General features: G+C 60.6%; 21 protein-coding genes. 14 read left to right on the top strand and 7 right to left on the bottom strand.

Annotated elements, in window-relative coordinates; all coding sequences use genetic code 11:
* Nucleotides 1–207 precede the first annotated feature (207 nt).
* Both brnQ and proY read left to right on the top strand, forming a co-directional pair.
* On the top strand, nucleotides 208–1,524 hold the full coding sequence (gene brnQ / locus FHU12_RS16880) for a branched-chain amino acid transport system II carrier protein (RefSeq protein WP_141970701.1): 1,317 nt from the start codon (nucleotides 208–210) through the stop codon (nucleotides 1,522–1,524).
* 73 nt (nucleotides 1,525–1,597) lie between these two features.
* Nucleotides 1,598–3,004: a proline-specific permease ProY gene (gene proY, locus FHU12_RS16875; protein WP_099817509.1), complete on the top strand. Its 1,407-nt coding sequence runs from the start codon at nucleotides 1,598–1,600 to the stop codon at nucleotides 3,002–3,004.
* Nucleotides 3,005–3,036: 32 nt separating this feature from the next.
* On the opposite strand, the gene FHU12_RS16870 is transcribed toward proY, so the two are convergent.
* Nucleotides 3,037–3,300 (bottom strand): hypothetical protein, encoded by a 264-nt coding sequence (locus FHU12_RS16870; protein WP_049209296.1) that lies wholly within the window; start codon nucleotides 3,298–3,300, stop codon nucleotides 3,037–3,039.
* A gap of 132 nt (nucleotides 3,301–3,432) precedes the next feature.
* Nucleotides 3,433–4,689, bottom strand: a complete 1,257-nt coding sequence (locus FHU12_RS16865; protein ID WP_122004305.1) for a mechanosensitive ion channel family protein — start codon at nucleotides 4,687–4,689, stop codon at nucleotides 3,433–3,435.
* 246 nt (nucleotides 4,690–4,935) lie between these two features.
* Here FHU12_RS16865 and malZ point away from each other — a divergent pair, with 246 nt between their 5' ends.
* Nucleotides 4,936–6,759, top strand: coding sequence for a maltodextrin glucosidase (gene malZ / locus FHU12_RS16860; RefSeq protein ID WP_141970699.1), 1,824 nt, complete (start codon nucleotides 4,936–4,938; stop codon nucleotides 6,757–6,759).
* Between the two features lie 53 nt (nucleotides 6,760–6,812).
* Here the strand turns inward: malZ and ggt are convergent, their stop codons facing one another.
* The 3 genes from ggt to FHU12_RS16845 all read right to left on the bottom strand — a co-directional run bounded on the left by ggt (nucleotide 6,813) and on the right by FHU12_RS16845 (nucleotide 10,224).
* Nucleotides 6,813–8,576, bottom strand: a complete 1,764-nt coding sequence (ggt, locus tag FHU12_RS16855; RefSeq protein ID WP_141970697.1) for a gamma-glutamyltransferase — start codon at nucleotides 8,574–8,576, stop codon at nucleotides 6,813–6,815.
* Between the two features lie 234 nt (nucleotides 8,577–8,810).
* Nucleotides 8,811–9,413 (bottom strand): peroxiredoxin C, encoded by a 603-nt coding sequence (locus FHU12_RS16850; protein ID WP_019454212.1) that lies wholly within the window; start codon nucleotides 9,411–9,413, stop codon nucleotides 8,811–8,813.
* Nucleotides 9,414–9,642: 229 nt separating this feature from the next.
* Nucleotides 9,643–10,224, bottom strand: coding sequence for an ACP phosphodiesterase (locus FHU12_RS16845; RefSeq protein ID WP_141970686.1), 582 nt, complete (start codon nucleotides 10,222–10,224; stop codon nucleotides 9,643–9,645).
* Nucleotides 10,225–10,344: 120 nt separating this feature from the next.
* Between FHU12_RS16845 and queA the strand changes: the two genes are divergently transcribed.
* From queA to secF, 5 genes are all read left to right on the top strand, one after another.
* Complete coding sequence (gene queA / locus FHU12_RS16840) at nucleotides 10,345–11,415, top strand: tRNA preQ1(34) S-adenosylmethionine ribosyltransferase-isomerase QueA (protein WP_016928878.1); 1,071 nt, start codon at nucleotides 10,345–10,347, stop codon at nucleotides 11,413–11,415.
* A 72-nt stretch (nucleotides 11,416–11,487) separates the two neighbouring features.
* On the top strand, nucleotides 11,488–12,612 hold the full coding sequence (tgt, locus tag FHU12_RS16835; RefSeq protein WP_141970684.1) for a tRNA guanosine(34) transglycosylase Tgt: 1,125 nt from the start codon (nucleotides 11,488–11,490) through the stop codon (nucleotides 12,610–12,612).
* A 33-nt stretch (nucleotides 12,613–12,645) separates the two neighbouring features.
* Entirely contained in the window at nucleotides 12,646–12,978 is a 333-nt protein-coding gene (yajC, locus tag FHU12_RS16830; RefSeq protein ID WP_004940391.1) for a preprotein translocase subunit YajC, read from the top strand.
* Between the two features lie 24 nt (nucleotides 12,979–13,002).
* Nucleotides 13,003–14,850, top strand: coding sequence for a protein translocase subunit SecD (gene secD / locus FHU12_RS16825; RefSeq protein WP_141970682.1), 1,848 nt, complete (start codon nucleotides 13,003–13,005; stop codon nucleotides 14,848–14,850).
* 10 nt (nucleotides 14,851–14,860) lie between these two features.
* A complete protein-coding gene (gene secF, locus FHU12_RS16820) occupies nucleotides 14,861–15,829 on the top strand; it encodes a protein translocase subunit SecF (RefSeq protein WP_004940389.1) in 969 nt (322 codons plus the stop codon).
* A 64-nt stretch (nucleotides 15,830–15,893) separates the two neighbouring features.
* Here the strand turns inward: secF and FHU12_RS16815 are convergent, their stop codons facing one another.
* Complete coding sequence (locus FHU12_RS16815; protein WP_141970680.1) at nucleotides 15,894–16,454, bottom strand: SadB/YajI family lipoprotein; 561 nt, start codon at nucleotides 16,452–16,454, stop codon at nucleotides 15,894–15,896.
* 175 nt (nucleotides 16,455–16,629) lie between these two features.
* Between FHU12_RS16815 and nrdR the strand changes: the two genes are divergently transcribed.
* The 6 genes from nrdR to pgpA all read left to right on the top strand — a co-directional run bounded on the left by nrdR (nucleotide 16,630) and on the right by pgpA (nucleotide 20,745).
* On the top strand, nucleotides 16,630–17,079 hold the full coding sequence (gene nrdR, locus FHU12_RS16810) for a transcriptional regulator NrdR (RefSeq protein ID WP_004940387.1): 450 nt from the start codon (nucleotides 16,630–16,632) through the stop codon (nucleotides 17,077–17,079).
* Nucleotides 17,080–17,089: 10 nt separating this feature from the next.
* Nucleotides 17,090–18,199, top strand: a complete 1,110-nt coding sequence (gene ribD / locus FHU12_RS16805) for a bifunctional diaminohydroxyphosphoribosylaminopyrimidine deaminase/5-amino-6-(5-phosphoribosylamino)uracil reductase RibD (RefSeq protein ID WP_141970678.1) — start codon at nucleotides 17,090–17,092, stop codon at nucleotides 18,197–18,199.
* A gap of 107 nt (nucleotides 18,200–18,306) precedes the next feature.
* Nucleotides 18,307–18,777 carry a 6,7-dimethyl-8-ribityllumazine synthase gene (ribH, locus tag FHU12_RS16800; RefSeq protein WP_004940385.1) on the top strand — a complete coding sequence of 157 codons (471 nt, stop codon included), beginning with the start codon at nucleotides 18,307–18,309 and terminating at the stop codon, nucleotides 18,775–18,777.
* Nucleotides 18,778–18,797: 20 nt separating this feature from the next.
* Nucleotides 18,798–19,214: a transcription antitermination factor NusB gene (nusB, locus tag FHU12_RS16795; protein ID WP_004940384.1), complete on the top strand. Its 417-nt coding sequence runs from the start codon at nucleotides 18,798–18,800 to the stop codon at nucleotides 19,212–19,214.
* Between the two features lie 51 nt (nucleotides 19,215–19,265).
* A complete protein-coding gene (thiL, locus tag FHU12_RS16790) occupies nucleotides 19,266–20,258 on the top strand; it encodes a thiamine-phosphate kinase (protein WP_141970676.1) in 993 nt (330 codons plus the stop codon).
* Nucleotides 20,251–20,745: a phosphatidylglycerophosphatase A gene (gene pgpA / locus FHU12_RS16785; RefSeq protein ID WP_004940382.1), complete on the top strand. Its 495-nt coding sequence runs from the start codon at nucleotides 20,251–20,253 to the stop codon at nucleotides 20,743–20,745. The genes thiL and pgpA overlap by 8 nt, the downstream gene beginning before the upstream one ends.
* A 33-nt stretch (nucleotides 20,746–20,778) precedes the next feature.
* Here the strand turns inward: pgpA and FHU12_RS16780 are convergent, their stop codons facing one another.
* Nucleotides 20,779–21,753, bottom strand: a complete 975-nt coding sequence (locus FHU12_RS16780) for an aldo/keto reductase (protein WP_060432550.1) — start codon at nucleotides 21,751–21,753, stop codon at nucleotides 20,779–20,781.
* Between the last annotated feature and the right edge of the window lie 29 nt (nucleotides 21,754–21,782).

Below are 21,782 nucleotides of genomic sequence, written 5' to 3'. Positions count from 1 at the left end.
GATTAAACCTCCATTTTTATAACTCCTAAAATTTTGCCCATCTTCATGAGCGGCCACTTTCGAATAGGGACATAAACGCCGGATCCAGTGCGTTTAGGGTGCTTATTTGGCGCTGCAACGATCGGGCATGCCGGCAACCGGGTGGGGCGTTACGCCACCACGCTATCGGACAATTTTTTTTCATTTGAACAGGCAACACGACATCGTATGAGTCATCGTTTAACGTCAAAAGATATCCTGGCACTGGGCTTTATGACCTTTGCCTTATTCGTCGGGGCCGGGAACATCATCTTCCCGCCGATGGTCGGCTTACAGTCCGGTGAACACGTCTGGACCGCGGCGCTGGGCTTCCTGATCACCGCCGTCGGCCTGCCGGTCATCACCGTCATCGCGCTGGCGCGCGTCGGCGGCGGCATCGACGCCCTCAGCTCGCCGATCGGGCGCGGCGCCGGCCTGCTGCTGGCGACCGTCTGCTACCTGGCCGTCGGCCCGCTGTTCGCCACGCCGCGCACCGCCACCGTGTCCTTCGAAGTGGGTATCGCCCCGCTGACCGGCGACGGTGCCATGCCGCTGTTCATCTATAGCCTGGTGTATTTCGCGCTGGTGATCGGCATCTCCCTGTATCCGGGCCGCCTGCTCGACACCGTCGGCCATGTGCTGGCGCCGCTGAAGATCGTGGCATTGGCCGTACTGGGCATCGCCGCGCTGCTGTGGCCTGCCGGCGCGCCGATCCCGGCGACGGCGGCTTACCAGAGCGTGCCTTTCTCCTCCGGCTTCGTTAACGGCTATCTGACCATGGATACGCTGGGTGCGCTGGTATTCGGCATCGTTATCGTCAACGCGGCGCGTTCACGCGGCGTGAAAGACGCCGGTCTGTTGACCCGTTACACCATTCTGGCCGGTTTGATCGCCGGTGTGGGCCTGACGCTGGTTTACCTGAGCCTGTTCAAGCTGGGCTCCGGCAGCGGCGCGCTGGTGCCTGACGCCACCAACGGCGCGGTGATCCTGCACGCTTACGTTCAGAACACCTTCGGCAGTTTGGGCAGCTTCTTCCTGGCGGCGCTGATTTTCATCGCCTGCATGGTAACCGCGGTCGGCCTGACCTGCGCCTGCGCCGAGTTCTTCGCGCAATATCTGCCGTTCTCGTACAAGACGCTGGTGTTTATCCTGGGTCTGTTCTCGATGGTGGTGTCCAACCTCGGCCTGAGCCACCTGATCCAGATCTCCATTCCGGTGCTGACCGCGATTTACCCGCCGTGCATCGTGCTGGTGGTGCTGAGCTTCACCCTGCGTTGGTGGCACAGCGCGCCGCGCATCATCGCGCCGGTGATGCTTGTCAGCCTGTTGTTTGGTATCCTTGACGCGGTGAAAGCCTCCAGCTTCCAGCAACTGCTGCCGGCCTGGACGACTCACCTGCCGCTGGCGGAGCAGGGGTTGGCATGGTTGCCGCCTTCGCTGCTGATGCTGGTGCTGGTCGCGATTTATGATCGGGTGTGCACGCGTTCCCAAGTGACCGCGCACTGATAATCCCCCGGCTTAATCCAGGGCCACGGACATGTCCGTGGCTTTTTTTCGTTTAAAACTATGGGTCATTTTCATGCAACAACAGTCACCCACCTCTGCCCCCGACAATAAGCTGAAACGCGGCCTCAGCACGCGTCATATCCGCTTTATGGCGTTGGGGTCAGCCATCGGCACCGGGTTGTTCTACGGCTCGGCGGATGCCATCAAAATGGCCGGCCCGAGCGTGCTGCTGGCTTACCTGATCGGCGGCATCGTGGCCTTTATCATCATGCGCGCCCTGGGGGAGATGTCGGTCAACAACCCGCAGGCCAGCTCATTTTCCCGCTATGCGCAGGACTACCTCGGCCCGATGGCGGGTTACATCACCGGTTGGACCTACTGCTTTGAAATCCTGATCGTCGCCATCGCCGACGTGACCGCTTTTGGCATCTATATGGGGGTCTGGTTCCCGGAAGTGCCGCACTGGATCTGGGTGCTGAGCGTGGTGTTGATCATCGGCGCCATCAACCTGATGAGCGTCAAGGTGTTCGGCGAGCTGGAGTTCTGGTTCTCGTTCTTCAAGGTCGCCACCATCATCATCATGATCGCGGCCGGTATCGGCATCATCATCTGGGGTATCGGCAACGGCGGGCAACCGACCGGCATTCATAACCTGTGGTCGAACGGCGGCTTCTTCAGCAACGGCTTTATCGGCATGATCCTGTCGCTGCAGTTGGTGATGTTCGCTTACGGCGGCATTGAAATCATCGGCATCACCGCCGGCGAAGCCAAAGATCCGAAAAAATCGATTCCCAAAGCCATCAACTCGGTGCCGTGGCGCATTCTGGTGTTCTACGTCGGCACGCTGTTCGTCATTATGTCTATCTACCCGTGGAACCAGGTGGGCACCAACGGCAGCCCGTTCGTGCTGACCTTCCAGCATATGGGCATCACCGTGGCGGCGGGCATTCTCAACTTCGTGGTGATTACCGCGTCGCTGTCGGCGATCAACAGCGACGTGTTCGGCGTCGGCCGCATGCTGCACGGCATGGCTGAGCAGGGCCACGCGCCGAAAATGTTCAGCAAGGTGTCGAAGCGCGGTATTCCCTGGGTGACGGTGGTGGTGATGATGCTGGCGCTGCTGCTGGCGGTATACCTCAACTACATCATGCCGGAGAGCGTGTTCCTGGTGATCGCGTCCCTGGCGACCTTCGCCACCGTGTGGGTGTGGATCATGATCCTGTTCTCCCAAATCGCCTTCCGTCGCAGCCTGAGCAAAGAGCAGGTGAAGCAGCTGGCGTTCCCGCTGCGCGGCGGGGTATTCACCTCGGTGGTGGCGATCGTGTTCCTGGTGTTCATCATCGGCCTGATCGGCTACTTCCCGACCACGCGCGTCTCGCTGTACGCCGGCCTGGTCTGGGTGGTATTGCTGCTGGCGGGATACTGGTTCAAGGTCAACCATCAGAAAAAACGCGCGCCGCTGGCGACGCAGCAAGACTAAATGGAAAAACACCGGCTAAGGCCGGTGTTTTTTTAGCGTTGGTCTTCCACTTCATCCTCCCCGGCGGCGCGCGCTTCGATACGCATGTCGCCGCCGTTAAGGCGTTCTTCCTCCTCCTCGCCGGCGCAGCGCGCCAGCACTTCGCGAATGTCCTGCATATTGCTGCTGAGCGCGCTCAGCGAAGGTTGCAGATTGCGGGGCATGCGGCTTTCGTCCAGCGAAGCGCTGTGCAGGCAGCCGATAAACAGCAGGGTGGCCATCAGGGTAAACAACCGGTGACGTAACCGTTTCAGCAAGGGCTTTCCCTCTCGGTGGTGAAGGTGATGGCGCATTAACGCCGTTTTCGCCGGGGAAAAGAAGGGGGTGGAGATATCTGCTGGCAATTGAAAGAACATCATTACCAGCAGACACAATTACGTCAGCCGACGTCAGGAAGCGTTCGCGCTTTGTTGCAGCATGCCGCGCAGGTCATTGCCGGTCGGTGTCTGATGCACGCGCAGGCCGAACTCGTCGATCACCGCCAGGATATGGTCGAAAATATCCGCCTGAATGCTTTCATACTCCGCCCAGACCGTGGTGTTGGTGAAGGCGTAGATTTCCAGCGGCAGGCCTTCCGGCGTCGGCGCCAGCTGGCGCACCATCAGGGTCATGTTCTGGTGAATGCGCGGGTGAGCGCGCAGATAGGCTTCCAGATAGGCGCGCAGCGTGCCGAGGTTGGTCAGGCGGCGGCCGTTGAGCGGCGAGGCCAGATCGACGGCGATCTCCTGGTTGTGCTGGCTCAGCTCCTGGGTCTTGACGTTCAGGTAGCTGTGCAGCAGCGGGTTGCGCTGCAGGCTGCGCTGTTCCTCTTCTGACAGGAAGTGCACGCTGCCGGTGTCGATATTCAGGCTGCGCTTGATGCGGCGCCCGCCGGATTCCGACATCGACCGCCAGTTTTTGAACGAGTCGGAGATCAGCGCGTAGGTGGGAATGGTGGTGACGGTGTTGTCCCAGTTACGCACTTTGACCGTGGTCAGGCCGATGTCGGTGACCGCGCCGTCGGCGCCGTATTTCGGCATTTCCAGCCAGTCGCCGATCTTCAGCATATCGTTGGCGGAGAGCTGGATGCCGGCCACCAGCCCGAGGATCGGATCCTTGAACACCAACATCAAGACCGCGGTCATGGCACCCAGGCCGCTGAGCAGCAGCAGCGGCGATTTGCCCATCAGCAGCGAGACGATCATGATGCCGATCAGGATCGCCGCCACCAGTTTCAGGCCCTGGAAAATGCCGCGCAGCGGCAGCTGATTGGAGATCGGGCTTTGGCGCAGCAGCGCCAGCAGCGTATCCAGCAACGAGAACAGCGACAGCAGGGTGAAGGCGAGGATCCACACCTGCGCGGCGGTAACGATCACCGCCTGGGTCTGGCTGCCGCTCTGCAGCCACAGCGTCGCCTGGATGCTGATGATCACCCCTTGCAGCAGCAGCGCCACGCGCTGGAACAGTTTGTATTGGGTGATGGCCTGCTGCCAGACGCGCTGCGATTGCTGGCCTCGGCGCTGAAGGGCAGCCAACACTACCCGGTGCAGCACCAGGTGGATCACCACCGAGATCAGAACAATCAACCCTAATACCATCAACAGCGACATCACTCCGCCGAATTCCAACCCAAATTGTTCCAGCCAGCGCGTTATCTGTTGTTGCATTACCGCTCCTTAAAAAATGCGCAAAAAATATCCTGTAAGCTCAAAACGCGTTAGCCTAAGGGTTAACGTGCAGGATTTGTGCCTGTTTACCTTTTTTTACATCGAGTTAGCGTTATTTTTCGGTCTCCGCCCCCCGGCTCATCCCCGGGTTTTGCGGTCAGAGAGGAGGGGGAGTTGCACTTAACGTGGCATTGTTCGCTTCTTGAAGAACGCCGTCGATTTCGTTTGGTACAGCAGGAGAACAGTATGCTTAACGCCTGGCATCAACCGGTCCCGCCTTTTGTGGTGAAGCAAGGGCAACGTTTGGATATCACGCTGTGGTTACAAGGGGATGAACTGCCGGAACGGGTGTTTTTGCGCGCCGAACCGGACAACGAAGAGTGGCTGCTGGTGATGAAAGCGCAGCGCCACGAGGGGATGCGGCGCTACCAGGCCAGCCTGACGCTGAATGAGGGCGAGCCGACGCGGCGTTACTGCTTCAAGCTGCTGTGGGCCGATCGCCAGCAGTGGTTCGGCCCGCAGGGCTGGTCGCCAACGCCGCCGGGCCAGCTGGCGCAGTTCACCGTCGACGAGCCCGACAACGGCCCCGAATGGGTGGCGGATCAGCTGTTCTATCAAATTTTCCCCGATCGCTTCGCCAGCAGCGGCGGCGAGCACGGCATCCAAAGCGGCAGTTACCGCCATCACGCGGCCGGTGCCGAGGTGATTCGGCGCGACTGGCAGCATCCGCTGGAGGATCGCCACGCCGCCTCGACCTTTTACGGCGGCGATCTGGACGGCATCAGCGCCAAACTGCCGTATTTGCAGCAGCTGGGCGTGACGGCGCTGTACCTGAACCCGATTTTTACCGCGCCGAGCGTGCATAAGTACGATACCGAGGACTATTATCAGGTCGATCCGCACTTCGGCGGCAACGCGGCGCTGCAGCGTTTGCGAGTGAGCACTCACAAGGTGGGCATGAAACTGGTGCTGGACGGGGTCTTCAACCACACCGGCGACTCGCATCCGTGGTTCGACCGCCATCGTCAGGGCGAAAACGGCGCCTGTCATCATCCCGATTCGCCGTATCGCGGCTGGTTCAACTTTTACCCGGACGGCCGCGCGCTCGACTGGAAGGGCAACGCCAGCCTGCCGAAGCTCAACTTCGCCGAGCCGCAGGTGGCGGAAGCGATTTATCAGGGGGAAGGCAGCGTGGTGCGCCACTGGCTGCGCCCGCCGTACAGCATCGACGGTTGGCGGCTGGACGTGGTGCACATGCTGGGGGAGAACGGCGGCGCCGCCGGCAATTTGCGTCACCTGGCAGGCATCTATCAGGCGGTGAAGCAGGAGAACCCGCAGGCCTACGTCTTGGGCGAGCACTTCGGCGACGCGCGCCGCTGGCTGCACGCCGGCGTGGAGGATGCGGCGATGAACTACATGGGCTTCGCGCTGCCGGTGCGGGCGTTCTTGGCGGGGCTGGACGTGGCCTATCATCCGGTGCGGCTGGACGCCGCCGGGTGCGCGCAGTGGATGGACGGCTACCGCGCCGGGCTGCCGCACGGCCGCCAGCTGATCCAGTTCAACCAGTTGGACAGCCACGATACCGCGCGTTTCCTCACGCTGTTGCAGGGGAACGCGGCGCGCATGCAGATGGCGGCGGTGTGGTTGCTGAGCTGGATCGGTGTGCCTTGCCTCTATTACGGCGATGAGATTGGTCTGGACGGCGGCAACGATCCGTTCTGCCGCAAGCCGTTCCCGTGGGACGTCGGCGACTGGGACCGGCCGCTGTTGGCGCTGTTCCAGCGCATGGCGACGCTGCGTAAACAGAGCGTGGCATTGCGCCGCGGCGGCTGTCAGGTGCTGTATGCCAGCGGAGAAACGCTGGTGTTCGTGCGCCTGTATCAGCAGGAACAGGTGCTGGTGGCGCTGCAGCGCGACGGCAGCGGTCAGGCGCAGCTGCCGCACAACCCGCTGTTGGCGCGCGGCCCGTGGCGGCGTGTGGAAGGGCGGGGAGAGTTGAGCGAAACGGCGGGCGGGCTGCGCCTGCAGCTGGCGGAAGAGTCGGCCACCGTGTGGCGGTATGAAGGCTAAAGCAACTGCGGGGGCCGTAAGGCCCCCGCGATAAAGGTGAGTAGGCGTTTACATCAGTAACCGACCGCGGAGCCTGCCGGACGACGCACGTCGTTAGCGCCGTACAGGTAGCCTTCACGCACCTTACCGGAAACCGCCGAATCGTTGCCGGAGTTGGCCGGGCCGACGCCCGCCGCGCCCGGCAAGCCGACCAGAATCAGTTCGGCGGCGCCCCACGGCGTTTGCTCGACCATCTTATAACCCATGCCGCTCAGCAGCTTTAGCGTATCGGCGGAAACGCCGCGCTGTTCGTAGTACACCTCATCCGGCAACCATTGGTGATGGATGCGCGGCGCGTCTACCGCTTCCTGCGGCGCCATACCGTGGTCGATCACGTTCAACGCGGTCTGCAGGGTGATGGTGATGATGCGTGAGCCGCCCGGCGAACCCAGCACCATAAAGATTTTGTTGTCCTTGGTCACCAGTGTCGGGCTCATCGACGATAGTGGGCGCTTACCGGGGGCAATGCTGTTGGCGGTGCCCTGCACCAGCCCGTACAGGTTTTTCTCGCCCACTTTCACCGTGAAGTCGTCCATCTCGTCGTTGAGGAAGAAGCCGGTGCCCGGTGCGATCACCACGGCGCCGAAGCGGCCGTTGACGGTATAGGTGGTGGAGACCGCGTTGCCGTCGTGGTCGACGATCGAATAATGGGTGGTTTCCGGCTTCTCATGCGGTTCCATGCCGGGCTGCACGTTTTCCGACGGCGTGGCCTTGTCCGCGACGATTTTCTTGCGGATCTGCTCGGCGTAGCTCTTGCTCACCAGCCGGTCGATCGGGTTCTTGATGAATTCCGGGTCGCCGAGGTAGGTGTTGCGGTCCATGTAGGCATGGCGCATCGCTTCGGTCATGGTGTGAATGGCCGCCGCCGAGTTGAAGCCCATGCTTTTCAGGTCATAGCCTTCCACCACGTTGAGGATTTCGCACAGCGTCACACCACCGGAGCTGGGAGGCGGCGCCGACACGAATTTGTAGCCGCGATAGCTGCAGGTGATCGGCGGGGTTTCGGTGACTTTATAGTTGGCGAAGTCGGCGGCGGTCAAAATGCCGCCGCCCTGTTTGGCCGCTGCCTCCACCGCCTGTGGGATCTTGCCTTTATAGAAGGCGTCGGTTCCCCCTTTGGCGATGGCTTCCAGCGTGTTGGCCAGATCGGTTTGCACCAGTTTGTCCCCCGGCTGCAGCGGGCTGCCGTCCGGGCGCAGGAAGATTTTGGCCGACTCGGGATCCTGTTTGAAGCGTGCGACGGTGGTGTCGAGAATATCGGTGTCGGCGCGGGTCAGCACAAAGCCTTCGCGCGCCAGCCTGATCGCCGGCGCCAGCACCTGTTCACGGCTCAGTTTGCCGTACTTCTCACGCGCGGTTTCCATCCCCAGCACGGTGCCCGGCACGCCCGCCGCCAAATAGCCGTACAGGCTGGCGTCTTTCTTCACCTTGCCGTCGGCATCCAGATACATGTTGGCGCTGGCCGCCGCCGGCGCGGTTTCGCGGAAGTTGATGAAGGTGTCGGTGCCGTCCGCCAGGTGGACGGTCATAAAGCCGCCGCCGCCGATGTTGCCGCAGCAGGGGTTAACCACCGCCTGCGCGTAACCGACCGCCACGGCGGCGTCGATGGCGTTGCCGCCCATCTTCAGGATATCCACCCCGACCTGCGAAGCCAGATGCTGAGAGGTGACCACCATGCCGTTTTTGGCTTCCACCGCCGGGTTGGACGCCGCATACAGGCTGCCGCTGACCAGCAGCGCCGCCATGGTCAGGGGTTTGCTCCATTTCTGTAAAAACATAGTTATTCCTACCCTGTCAGTTTTTTATTGTGTTGTGTTTGCTTGCCGCTGTTCACTTGCAAAGCGCGAGCCAGCGTTATTGATAGTAGCCGCAGATGGGCATTCGCGCGGCGAGCAGGGCGGGAAATGTGAGCGGAAACAGGGAAATAAAGCACTGAAGGTGGGCGGTCTGCCCCAAAAAGGAGCATAAAAAAACCGGCCGCGTGGGCCGGTTGATTCACTATCAGGCTGAAATTACAGCTTGGCAGCGTTTTCAGACAGGTATTTTGCCACGCCGTCTGGGGAAGCGCCCATACCTGCTTTGCCTTTTTCCCACTGAGCCGGGCACACTTCACCGTGCTCTTCGTGGAATTGCAGCGCGTCAACGGTACGGATCATTTCGTCGATGTTACGGCCGATTGGCAGGTCGTTAACAACCTGAGCACGCACGATGCCGTCTTTGTCGATCAGGAAGGAGCCGCGCAGCGCAACGCCGGCTTCCGGGTGTTCGATGCCGTAAGCTTTCTGGATTTCACGCTTGATGTCAGCAACCATTGCGTATTTCACTTCACCGATGCCGCCTTTGTCGACAGGGGTTTTACGCCATGCGTTGTGAACGAATTCTGAGTCGAAGGAAACGCCAACCACTTCAACGCCACGCTTCTGGAACTCTTCGTAGCGGTGATCGAAAGCGATCAGCTCGGAAGGGCATACGAAGGTGAAGTCCATTGGCCAGAAGAACAGCACGGCCGGTTTGCCGTTCAGGTGCTTCTTCAGGTTGAAGTTTTCAACGATTTCGCCGCTACCCAGTACGGCAGCTGCAGTGAAGTCAGGGGCTTGACGAGTTACCAGGACCATAATTACTCCTGTAATAGGTGTTAAAGGGTGGATGTAAAAACAAGGGCCAGTATAGGGGCCGCGACTTGGCGAATAAAGGGCAAAAGACCAATCGATGAGATAGCTTTTACCTATTAAATTCATTAATTAAATTTGACAGGCTTTAAAAATAACCTTTTCCCACAAAAGGGCAAGCGGCAAAACGTAAATTCTTGCAAGGCGCTGCAATTTCAAACGCTTGGGCTTGACCTCAGAGCGTTTTGTCCTTCGCCTGCCGCATCATTTGCGGATAAAACTGCCAGAATTGTGTTTCAAGCTGATGATAATGTTGCTCGACGTCGGCGAACGAGCCGGCCAGCGCATCGAGGCGCGGACGGCGGCTGGCCATGCCCTGCAGCACCCGGGCGATGAACGGCAATTCGGCGTAGCGTTCCAGCCAGCGTTCCGGCCACAGATAGCCGTTCAGGTTCTGAAAACGCGGCGGCGTGAGTGGCAGGTAAGGTTCGATCTGGCTGCGGGCTTCCTGGGTAAACTGGTGCAGGTCGCGTGAAGGTTCCAACTGCTGCCAGTGGCGCGCCAGAAAATGGTCCCACACCACGTCGAGGGTAATCGGCGCCACGCGGCGGTAGGGGGCGCTGAAGTAGTCGCGGCAGGCTTTCACCTGCGGCAGGCTGTCGGTCAGCACGTCGACGCGGCGGTGCATCATGATGCCGGCCACCACGTCGGGCTGATAGTCGGCGGCGGGGTTGCCGCGCACGAAATCGGCCAGCAGGTTGCCCAGCAGCGAGCTGTCCGCCAACATGGCCAAATGAAGATGAGCGAGAAAATTCATCCCTCAACTATACCCGAAGTCAGGCAAATCCTCCTTATTTCTTGCCGCTGACCGCCCCCGGCTTTAGACTAGGCCGCCTGTTTTTTACCAACCAGCCCTAAATTGAAGAAGTGAATACCCATGCGCGTCGCTGATTTTTCGTTTGAACTTCCCGAATCCCTGATTGCCCACTACCCCCAGGCCGAACGCAGCGCATGCCGCCTGCTGCAGCTGGACGGGCCGAGCGGGGCGCTGACGCACGGCGTATTCACCGATCTGCTGGACAAGCTGGAAGCCGGCGACCTGCTGGTGTTCAACAATACCCGCGTGATCCCGGCGCGCATGTTCGGCCGTAAGGTCAGCGGCGGCAAGATAGAAGTGCTGGTGGAACGCGTGCTGGACGACCATCGCGTGCTGGCGCACGTGCGTGCGTCGAAAGCGCCTAAGCCGGGCGCCGAGCTGCTGTTGGGAGATGACGAGAGCATCGCCGCCACCATGGTGGCGCGCCACGAGACGCTGTTCGAACTGCGCTTCAACGACGAACGCGACGTATTCACCATTCTTAACGCAGCCGGCCACATGCCGCTGCCGCCTTATATCGCCCGCCCGGATGAAGACGCCGACCGCGAGCTGTATCAGACGGTCTACAGCGAGAAACCGGGGGCGGTCGCCGCGCCGACCGCCGGCCTGCACTTCGACGAACCCTTGCTGGCGGCGCTGCGCGCCAAGGGCGTGGAAATGGCGTTCGTGACGCTGCACGTCGGCGCCGGCACCTTCCAGCCGGTGCGCGTGGAAACCATCGAAGATCACGTGATGCACGCCGAATACGCCGAAGTGCCGCAGGACGTGGTCGATGCCGTGCTGGCCTGCAAGGCGCGCGGCAAACGCGTCGTGGCGGTTGGCACCACCTCGGTGCGCTCGCTGGAAAGCGCCGCGGCGGCCAGCAAAGAGGCGCTGATTGCGCCGTTCTTCGGCGATACCAGCATCTTTATCTATCCAGGTTATCACTACCAGGTGATCGACGCGCTGGTGACCAATTTCCACCTGCCGGAATCGACCCTGATCATGCTGGTATCGGCCTTCGCCGGCTATAAAAATACCATGAACGCCTATCAGCAGGCGGTGGCCGAGCAGTATCGCTTTTTCAGCTACGGCGATGCGATGTTCATCAGCCGTAACCCGCAGGCGGAAAACGAGTCCGTCGGCGGCTAATTTCCCGGGCTGTGCCCACGGCGCGGCCCCGTTTCAACGACATCAGACTGTTTCTCTGATGCTGGAGGCTTTGTGAAGTACGAATTAGACACTACCGATGGCCGCGCGCGTCGCGGCCGCCTGATCTTCGACCGCGGCGTGGTGGAAACCCCGGCTTTTATGCCGGTCGGTACCTATGGCACGGTCAAGGGCATGACGCCGGAAGAAGTGAAAGAGACCGGCGCGCAGATCCTGCTGGGCAACACCTTCCACCTGTGGCTGCGCCCGGGCCAGGAGATCATGAAACTGCACGGCGATCTGCACGACTTCATGCAGTGGCCGGGCCCGATCCTCACCGACTCCGGCGGTTTCCAGGTATTCAGCCTGGGGGCGATGCGCAAGATCAAAGAGGAAGGCGTGTACTTCCGCAACCCGATCAACGGCGACAAGGTGTTCCTGAGCCCGGAAAAATCGATGGAAATCCAGTATGACCTGGGTTCCGACATCGTGATGATCTTCGACGAGTGCACGCCGTACCCGGCCGACTGGGACTACGCCAAGCGTTCGATGGAAATGTCGCTGCGCTGGGCGGAGCGCAGCCGCAAGCGTTTCGACGAGCTGGAAAATAAAAATGCGCTGTTCGGCATCATTCAGGGCGGCGTTTACGAAGATTTACGTGATGTTTCCGTCAAAGGGCTGGTGGATATCGGCTTTGACGGGTACGCTGTGGGCGGCTTGGCTGTAGGCGAGCCGAAAGAGGATATGCATCGCATTCTTGAACACGTTTGCCCGCAAATTCCGGAAGATAAGCCACGCTATTTGATGGGCGTCGGCAAGCCGGAAGATTTGGTGGAAGGCGTGCGCCGCGGCATCGACATGTTCGACTGCGTCATGCCGACCCGCAACGCCCGCAACGGCCATTTGTTCGTGACTGACGGTGTGGTAAAAATCCGTAATGCCAAGCACAAGGATGATACTTCTCCGCTGGATAAGGACTGTGATTGCTACACGTGTCGCCATTACAGCCGCGCCTACTTGCACCATCTCGACCGTTGCAACGAAATATTGGGTGCTCGACTGAACACGATTCATAACCTGCGTCACTACCAGCGCCTCATGGCGGGTTTACGCCAGGCTATCGAAGAGGGTAAATTAGAGCAGTTTGTTGCGGATTTCTATGGTCGGATCGGCAAGCCGATTCCGCCTTTAAACGCTTGATCTAATAATTGATAACTTAATGAGGGAATTTCAATGAGCTTTTTCATTTCTGACGCCGTCGCATCCGCAGGGGCTCCGGCTCAGGGAAGCCCGTACTCTCTGATCATTATGCTGGTGGTGTTCGGCCTGATCTTCTACTTCATGATCCTGCGCCCACAGCAGAAACGCGCGAAAGATCACAAGAAGCTGATGGACTCCATCGGTAAAGGCGACGAAGTGCTGACCACTGGCGGCTTGATCGGTCGCGTGACCAAAGTGGCCGACACCGGCATCATCGCCATCGCGCTGAACGACACCACGGAAGTGATGATCAAGCGTGACTTCGTGGCGGCCGTTCTGCCGAAAGGTACCATGAAGGCCCTGTAATCTTTTTTCCCGAAGGGAATTGCCGTGCTAAACCGTTATCCTTTGTGGAAGTATCTGATGTTGATCGTCGTGATCCTCGTCGGTCTGCTTTATGCGCTTCCCAACATCTACGGTGAGGATCCGGCCGTACAAATCACTGGCGCGCGCGGTGTCGCCGCCAGTGAAACTACGCTGGACCAGGTCCGTACCGTATTAGAAAAAGACAACATTGCGAGCAAGTCGATTGCGCTGGAAAATGGCGCCATCCTGGCTCGCTTTAAAGATCCTGACGTTCAGCTGCGCGCCCGCGAAGCGCTGGTGACCGAGCTGGGTGACAAATTCGTCGTGGCGCTGAACCTGGCGCCGGCCACGCCGACCTGGCTGGCCATGCTGGGCGCAGAACCGATGAAACTCGGCCTGGACCTGCGCGGCGGCGTGCACTTCCTGATGGAAGTGGACATGGACACCGCGTTGAGCAAGCTGCAGGAACAGACCATGGATACCCTGCGCAGCGAGCTGCGCGAGAAGGGTATTCCTTACGCGTCTCTGCGCAAGCTGGACAACAACGGCGTGGAAGTTCGCTTCCGTGACGATGCGGCTCGCGACCAGGCCATCAGCTACATCGGCCCGCGTCAGCGCGATCTGGTGCTGTCCGCCAACGGCGCCAACACCATGAAAGCCAACCTGACGGACGCCCGTCTGAGCGAAGCGCGCGAATACGCCGTCCAGCAGAACATCACTATCCTGCGTAACCGCGTCAACCAGCTCGGCGTCGCCGAACCGCTGGTGCAGCGCCAGGGCGCCGACCGCATCGTGGTCGAGCTGCCGGGTATTCAGGACACCGCGCGCGCCAAAGAAATTCTGGGCGCCACCGCGACCCTCGAATTCCGTCTGGTGAACACCAATGCGGACGCCACTGCGGCGGCCAACGGCCGCGTGCCGGGCGATTCCGAGGTGAAATACACCCGTGACGGCCAGCCGATCGTGCTGTACAAGCGCGTGATCCTGACCGGTGACCACATCACCGACTCCACCTCGAGCACCGACGAATACAACCAGCCGCAGGTTAACATCTCGCTGGACAGCGCCGGCGGCACGTCCATGTCCAACTTCACCAAGGACAACATCGGCAAGCCGATGGCGACCCTGTTCGTGGAGTATAAGGACAGCGGCAAGAAAGACGCCAACGGCCGTGCGGTGCTGGTGAAACAGGAAGAAGTGATCAACGTGGCGAACATTCAGTCACGTCTGGGCAACAGCTTCCGCATCACCGGTATCGGCAACCCGAACGAAGCGCGCCAGCTTTCGCTGCTGCTGCGTGCGGGTGCGCTGATCGCGCCGATTCAGATCGTTGAAGAGCGCACCATCGGTCCAACCCTGGGTCAGCAGAACATCACCCAAGGTCTGGAAGCCTGTCTGTGGGGCCTGGTGGCGTCCATCGTCTTCATGGTGGTCTGGTACCGTAAGTTCGGCGTGATCGCCACCACGGCGTTGGTCGCCAACCTGGTGCTGATCGTCGGCGTGATGTCCCTGTTACCGGGGGCGACGCTGACCATGCCGGGTATTGCCGGGATCGTGTTGACGCTGGCGGTGGCGGTTGACGCCAACGTACTGATTAACGAACGTATCAAGGAAGAGCTGAAGAACGGCAGGTCCGTTCAGCAGGCGATCCATGAGGGCTATAAAGGCGCGTTCTCCAGTATCGTCGACGCCAACATCACCACCCTGATCACCGCGGTCATCCTGTACGCAGTCGGCACCGGTTCGATCAAGGGCTTTGCGATCACCACCGCTATCGGTGTGGCGACGTCCATGTTCACCGCGATTGTCGGTACCCGTGCCATCGTCAACCTGCTTTACGGCGGCAAACGCATTAACAAGCTGTCTATCTGAGGAGTGCGTTGTGGCACAGGATTATACTGTTGAGCAACTCAACTACGGCCGTAAAGTCTACGACTTTATGCGCTGGGACTATTTGGCCTTCGGCATCTCGTTGCTGCTGTTGGTCGCGTCGATTGTCACCATGTCGGTGCGCGGGTTTAACTGGGGTCTGGATTTCACCGGCGGTACGGTGATTGAAATCAACCTGGAGAAGCCGGCTAACCTCGATCTGATGCGCGATACGCTGGAGAAGGCCGGATTCCAGGATCCGATTATCCAGAACTTCGGCAGCAGCCGCGACGTGATGGTGCGCATGCCACCGGCGACCGGCACCGCAGGCCAGGAACTGGGCAACAAGGTGATCGGCGTGATCAACGACTCGGTGGATAAAAACGCCACCGTGAAGCGCATCGAGTTCGTCGGCCCGAGCGTGGGCAGCGAGCTGGCACAAACCGGCGGCATGGCGCTGCTGGTGGCGTTGATCTGTATCCTGATCTACGTCGGTTTCCGCTTCGAATGGCGCCTGGCGCTGGGGGCGGTTATCGCGCTGGCGCACGACGTGATCATCACGCTGGGCGTGCTGTCGCTGTTCCACATCGAGATTGACCTGACCATCGTCGCATCCCTGATGTCGGTTATCGGTTACTCGCTGAACGACAGTATCGTGGTATCCGACCGTATTCGTGAGAACTTCCGCAAGATCCGCCGCGGCACGCCTTACGAGATCATGAACGTGTCGTTGACCCAGACGCTGAGCCGTACGCTGATGACTTCCGGTACTACCCTGATGGTGGTGCTGATGCTGTACATCTTCGGTGGCGCGATGCTGCAAGGCTTCTCGCTGGCGATGTTGATCGGCGTGTCGATCGGTACCGTTTCCTCCATCTACGTCGCGTCCGCGCTGGCGTTGAAGCTGGGGATGAAACGCGAGCACATGCTGCAGCAAAAAGTGGAAAAAGAGGGCGCGGATCAGCCTTCGATTCTGCCTTAACCGCCGCAGTATTCAGCGAAATGAGAAGGAGCGCCGATGGCGCTCCTTTTTTTTGCTTTGAGTTTCAGTGTTGCTGCACCACCGCCGGTTGTGCGGTGGCCACCAGGCTGTGCAGACGGATATAGCCGAGCTGTTCCGGCGTCAGGCCGCTGAAGCGCAGTTCGAAGTCCTGGCCGGGTTTCGGCAGCAGCGAATCGGCGCTGGCGATCGGTTGCGACAGCGCTTCGGCGGTCAACGGCCGGCCGGTGGCTTCATCCAGCTGGCCCCATTCCACCACCGCGTTGAACGGCGGCAGCGTGGCCTGTGAGAGGATGCGCACATGCAGCTGCGCCTGCGTGCCGTTGGCTTCGCTCTTGATGTGGCTCAGTGAAACGCTCAGTTCGCCGAGGCTGCTCTGCAAACGGGCGGCGCTCCGGGCTGCCGGCAGCAGGTAGACGCCGTTGTCGGAGTGCTGATTGAGCAGATTCTGCCGCTCCAGCGCGGTGGTTTGGTCGGTCAGCACGCTCACTTTCTGGTTCAGCGCGGCGACCTGATGGCGCAGCTGGGGCACGGCGGCGTTGTGCGCGCAGCCCGCCAGCAAAATGGCGGCGGCGAGCAGGGCGATTTTGGGGTAACAGGTTGTCATGACGGCGATTTCCTATGCTGAGTCTCCTGCTATCAGCTTAGTCCGCATGGCGGTGAAAGTCATATCGCTGTCGCCTTCCCGCCGCCTGTCGCAACAAATGGCCGCCGCTCTTTGTTGTGGCTGCACTTCGGGTTAAACTGCATTTATCTATAAAAAACGTTTATCAGGACGTGTTATGCATTGCCCTTTCTGCGCCGCCGTTGATACCAAAGTCATTGATTCCCGCCTGGTGGGGGACGGATCGCAAGTGCGCCGTCGTCGCCAGTGTCTGGTATGCAATGAACGCTTCACCACCTTCGAGGTGGCCGAGCTGGTGATGCCGCGAGTGATTAAAAGCGATGAGGTGCGCGAGCCGTTCAACGAAGACAAACTGCGTCGCGGCATGCTGAAAGCGCTGGAAAAGCGCCCGGTCAGCTCGGACGACGTGGAAAACGCCCTTAACCATATCAAATCCCAACTGCGCGCCACCGGCGAACGCGAAGTGCCGACTAAATTAGTCGGCAATCTGGTGATGGACGCGTTGAAAAAGCTGGATAAGGTTGCCTACATTCGCTTTGCGTCGGTGTACCGCAGCTTCGAAGACGTGCGCGAATTCGGCGAAGAGATTGCCCGCCTGCAAGACTAAAGGATCTTTCATGCATCACGACGAATTTTACATGGCGCGCGCCTTCGAACTGGCGCGACTGGGGCGTTTCACGACTGCGCCCAATCCGAACGTCGGCTGCGTTATCGTGCGTGACGGCGAAATTGTCGGTGAAGGTTATCACCTGCGCGCCGGCGAGCCGCATGCGGAAGTGCACGCGCTGCGCATGGCGGGCGACAAGGCGCGCGGCGCCACCGCTTATGTCACGCTCGAGCCGTGCAGCCATCACGGCCGCACGCCGCCCTGCGCCGATGCGCTGGTGGCCGCCGGCGTGACGCGGGTGGTCGCGGCGATGCAAGATCCCAATCCGCAGGTGGCGGGGCGCGGGCTGTACAAGCTGCAGCAGGCCGGCGTCGAAGTCCGTCATGGCCTGATGCTGGCCGAGGCCGAAGCGGTCAACCTGGGCTTCCTCAAACGCATGCGCACCGGTTTCCCCTATGTGCAGCTGAAGCTGGGCGCGTCGCTGGACGGCCGCACGGCGATGGCCTCCGGCGAAAGCCAGTGGATCACCTCACCCGAAGCGCGCCAGGACGTGCAGCGTCTGCGCGCGCAGAGTGCCGCCATTCTCAGCACCAGCGCCACCGTGTTGGCGGACGATCCGTCGCTGACCGTGCGATGGGATGAGCTGGACGCCGAGACGCAGCGCCTCTATCCGCGCGAAAATCTGCGCCAGCCGCTGCGCATCCTGCTCGATAGCCAAAATCGCATTACCCCGCAGCACCGCGTGGTGCAGCAGCCGGGCGCCACCTGGTTGGCGCGCCTGCAGGCGGATGAACAGAGCTGGCCGCAAGACGTTGAGCAGTTTATCTGCCCGGCGCACGGCGGCGGCGTCGATCTGGTGGTGATGATGATGCTGTTGGCCAAACGCCAGGTGAATTCAATCTGGGTGGAGGCGGGGGCATCGCTGGCCGGGGCATTGCTGCAGGCCGGCCTGGTGGATGAGCTCATTTTGTACATCGCGCCGAAACTGTTGGGCGATAATGGCCGTGGCCTGTGCCACCTGCCGGGCCTGGAGCGGTTGGCCGACGCGCCGGAATTCGTCTTTAGCGATGTGCGTCAGGTTGGCCCCGATCTGCGTTTGCGCCTGCGGGCGAAACACTGAATCTCGCGCCCGCGCGCCGGTTTTACAAAAGCGCCGCGCAGGCGATGAAAGAATATGATAGAATCCGCCCCCCTGCGGGGTATTGAACCCATTTTTAAGGAAAGCCCATGAAAGTTATCGAAGGTGTTGTTGCTACTCCAAATGCCCGTGTGGCGATCGCAATTGCACGTTTTAACAATTTCATCAACGACAGCCTGCTGGAAGGTGCCATCGACGCACTGAAACGCATTGGTCAGGTTGCTGACGACAACATCACCGTTGTCTGGGTCCCGGGCGCTTACGAGCTGCCGTTGACGGCGAGCGTATTGGCCAAAACCGGCAAATACGACGCGGTTATCGCGCTGGGCACCGTTATCCGTGGGGGCACCGCGCACTTCGAATATGTGGCGGGCGAAGCCAGCTCCGGCATCGGCAACGTTGCGATGAATGCCGAAATCCCGGTTGCCTTTGGCGTGCTGACCACCGAAAGCATCGAACAGGCGATCGAACGCGCCGGCACCAAAGCGGGCAACAAGGGCGCTGAAGCCGCGCTGACCGCACTTGAAATGATTAATGTTATCAAAGCTATTAAAGCCTGAATTTAGTTAAGGGGAATTCCGTGAAACCTGCTGCTCGTCGCCGCGCTCGTGAGTGCGCTGTTCAAGCGCTTTACTCTTGGCAGTTGTCTAAAAACGACCTTGCCGATGTTGAACACCAGTTCCTGACGGAGCAGGATGTCAAAGATGTTGACGTCGCCTATTTTCGCGAGTTGCTGTCCGGCGCGGCAGTGAATGCAGGTATGCTGGACGAACTGATGGCGCCTTACCTGTCGCGTCAGCTCGAAGAGCTGGGTCAGGTGGAGCGCGCGGTGCTGCGCGTCGCGCTGTTTGAACTGAAAATGCGCGAGGATGTCCCTTACAAGGTGGCGATTAACGAAGCGATCGAGCTGGCGAAAACCTTCGGCGCGGAAGACAGCCACAAGTTTGTGAACGGGGTGCTGGATAAAGTGGCGCCAACCCTTCGCAAGAAAAAGTAAAACATTAAGGCCGGCATTCCCGGCCTTAATTTCTTCTAGTGGAATATCGATATGGCATGCGGCGAATTTGACCTCATTGCCCGCTATTTTGACCGGTTTAAGCGCGTGCGCCGGGATGTACAGTTGGGCATTGGAGATGACTGCGCACTGCTGGCAGTGCCGGAAAAACAGCTGGTGGCCGTCAGTACCGATACGCTGGTGGCGGGCATTCACTTCCTGCCGGACATCGATCCGGCCGATCTCGGTTACAAGGCGCTGGCGGTCAATCTCAGCGATCTGGCGGCGATGGGCGCCGATCCTGCGTGGCTCTCGCTGGCCCTGACCCTGCCGGAGGTGAACGAGCCGTGGCTGAAAGCCTTCAGCGACAGCCTGTTCGATCAGCTCAACTATTACGGCATGCAGCTGATAGGCGGTGATACCACGCGCGGCCCGCTGAGCATGACCTTGACCATTCAGGGACTGATCCCGGCCGGCCGGGCGCTGACCCGCAGCGGTGCGCGCATCGGCGACTGGATCTATGTGACCGGCACGCTGGGCGACAGCGCCGCCGGTCTGGCGATCCTGCAGGATCGCCTGGCGGTGACGGATACGGCGGCGCGCGATTATCTGGTCGCTCGCCATCTGCGGCCGCAGCCGCGCGTGCTGCAGGGGCAGGCGCTGCGCGATCTGGCCAGCTCGGCGATCGACATCTCCGACGGCCTGATTTCCGATCTGAAGCACATCCTGAAGGCCAGTGACTGTGGCGCACGCATTGTTCTGGACGAGCTGCCGATGTCGCAGGCGCTGAGCAGCCACGCCGATGCCGAGCAGGCGCTGCGTTGGGCGCTGGCGGGCGGCGAAGATTACGAGCTGTGCTTCACCGTGCCGGAGATCAACCGCGGCGCGCTGGAAGTGGCGCTGAGCCACCTCGGGGCTGACTACACCTGCATCGGGCAAATTGGCCCGCTGTCTGAAGGCATCCGCTATTATCGCAACGACGAAGCGGTAGAGCTGGACTGGATTGGGTTCGATCATTTCAACGCGGAGCCGGGCAGCCATGGATGAAGCCAAGCGCCGGCTGCGGATGAGCAACCCGTGGCACCTGCTGGCCACCGGTTTTGGCAGCGGTTTGTCGCCGGTGATGCCGGGCACCATGGGATCGCTGGCGGCGATTCCGTTCTGGCTGCTGCTGATCCAACTGCCGTGGCAGCTCTACTCGCTGGCGGTGATGTTCAGCATTTGCATCGGCGTCTATATTTGCCATCGCACGGCAAAAGACATGAAGGTGCACGATCACGGCAGCATCGTCTGGGACGAATTCGTCGGCATGTGGATCACGCTGATGGCGTTACCGGTCAACGATTGGCGCTGGGTCGCCGCCGGTTTCGTCATCTTCCGCATTCTGGATATGTGGAAGCCGTGGCCGATCCGCTGGTTCGACCGCAACGTGCATGGCGGTATGGGTATCATGGTCGACGATATCATCGCCGGCGTGCTGTCCGCCGGCATCATCTACCTGATTGGGCACCACTGGCCGATCGGGCTGTTCTGACAGACGGGCGCGCTTCGTCGCGCCCGCTTCTCTTTATTCAAACCCCGTCACCCGGTGCGGCACGTAAGCCGTCTCCAGTTCCGCCACCTCTTGCGGCGACAAACTCAAATCGACTGCGGCGATGGCGTCGTCCAGCTGTTCGCTGCGCGAAGCGCCGACGATCGGCGCGCTGACCGCCGGCTTGTTCAGCAGCCAGGCCAGCGCGATCTGCGCGCGTGAAACGCCGCGTTCGTCGGCGAGGCTGGCGACGCGCTCGGCGATAATGGCGTCAATGCCTTCGGTTTCCTCGTACAGGCTCTTGCCGAACTGGTCGGAAACCAGCCGCGCGGTGGTTTCGCCCCAGGGGCGGGTCAGGCGGCCGCGCGCCAGCGGGCTCCACGGCAGCACGGCGATGCCTTCGGCGGCGCACAGCGGGTGCATCTCGCGTTCTTCTTCGCGCTGAATCAGGTTGTATTGATCCTGCATGCTGACGAAGCGCGTCCAGCCGTGCAGATCGGCAGTATACAGCGCCTTGGCGAACTGCCAGGCGTACATCGAGGAGGCGCCGATGTAACGCGCCTTACCGGCTTTCACCACGTCGTGCAGCGCTTCCAGCGTCTCTTCCAGCGGCGTTTCGTAATCCCAGCGATGGATTTGCAGCAAATCGACATAGTCGGTGCCCAGGCGCCGCAGGCTGTCGTCGATGGACTGCATGATGTTGGCGCGCGATAAACCGCGCTTCAGGTTGCTCAGCGGGAAATACACCTTGGTGGCGATCACCACGTCCTCGCGGCGCGCATAGTCGCGCAGCGCTCGACCGAGGATCTCCTCGCTGCTGCCGTCGGAATAGCTGTTGGCGGTGTCGAAAAAGTTGATACCGGCTTCCAGCGCCTGTTTCAGCAGCGGGCGGCTGCTCTCTTCCGGCAATGTCCAGGCGTGATTGCCGCGGTTTGGCTCGCCGTAGGTCATGCAGCCCAGGCAGATGCGCGAGACGTTCAGATCGGTGTTGCCCAGTTTCAGGTACTTCATGCTTGCCTCCCATTCACAGCTCAGACAGT

This window comes from Serratia marcescens, assembly GCF_006715005.1.
Taxonomy (GTDB): Bacteria; Pseudomonadota; Gammaproteobacteria; order Enterobacterales; family Enterobacteriaceae; genus Serratia; species Serratia montpellierensis.
Note: the sequence above shows the minus strand (reverse complement) of the source record. Positions and strands in the feature narration are given on the sequence as shown.

Excerpts from the sequence above, each read along its gene's own strand:
- brnQ (WP_141970701.1), top strand. The coding sequence starts at position 208 with ATGAGTCATCGTTTAACGTCAAAAGATATCCTGGCACTGGGCTTTATG.
- ggt (WP_141970697.1), bottom strand. The coding sequence starts at position 8,576 with ATGTTTTTACAGAAATGGAGCAAACCCCTGACCATGGCGGCGCTGCTG.
- nrdR (WP_004940387.1), top strand. The coding sequence starts at position 16,630 with ATGCATTGCCCTTTCTGCGCCGCCGTTGATACCAAAGTCATTGATTCC.
- malZ (WP_141970699.1), top strand. The coding sequence starts at position 4,936 with ATGCTTAACGCCTGGCATCAACCGGTCCCGCCTTTTGTGGTGAAGCAA.
- thiL (WP_141970676.1), top strand. The coding sequence starts at position 19,266 with ATGGCATGCGGCGAATTTGACCTCATTGCCCGCTATTTTGACCGGTTT.
- FHU12_RS16865 (WP_122004305.1), bottom strand. The coding sequence starts at position 4,689 with ATGCAACAACAGATAACGCGCTGGCTGGAACAATTTGGGTTGGAATTC.
- FHU12_RS16845 (WP_141970686.1), bottom strand. The coding sequence starts at position 10,224 with ATGAATTTTCTCGCTCATCTTCATTTGGCCATGTTGGCGGACAGCTCG.
- ribH (WP_004940385.1), top strand. The coding sequence starts at position 18,307 with ATGAAAGTTATCGAAGGTGTTGTTGCTACTCCAAATGCCCGTGTGGCG.
- FHU12_RS16850 (WP_019454212.1), bottom strand. The coding sequence starts at position 9,413 with ATGGTCCTGGTAACTCGTCAAGCCCCTGACTTCACTGCAGCTGCCGTA.
- FHU12_RS16815 (WP_141970680.1), bottom strand. The coding sequence starts at position 16,454 with ATGACAACCTGTTACCCCAAAATCGCCCTGCTCGCCGCCGCCATTTTG.
- proY (WP_099817509.1), top strand. The coding sequence starts at position 1,598 with ATGCAACAACAGTCACCCACCTCTGCCCCCGACAATAAGCTGAAACGC.
- queA (WP_016928878.1), top strand. The coding sequence starts at position 10,345 with ATGCGCGTCGCTGATTTTTCGTTTGAACTTCCCGAATCCCTGATTGCC.
- pgpA (WP_004940382.1), top strand. The coding sequence starts at position 20,251 with ATGGATGAAGCCAAGCGCCGGCTGCGGATGAGCAACCCGTGGCACCTG.
- FHU12_RS16780 (WP_060432550.1), bottom strand. The coding sequence starts at position 21,753 with ATGAAGTACCTGAAACTGGGCAACACCGATCTGAACGTCTCGCGCATC.
- ribD (WP_141970678.1), top strand. The coding sequence starts at position 17,090 with ATGCATCACGACGAATTTTACATGGCGCGCGCCTTCGAACTGGCGCGA.
- yajC (WP_004940391.1), top strand. The coding sequence starts at position 12,646 with ATGAGCTTTTTCATTTCTGACGCCGTCGCATCCGCAGGGGCTCCGGCT.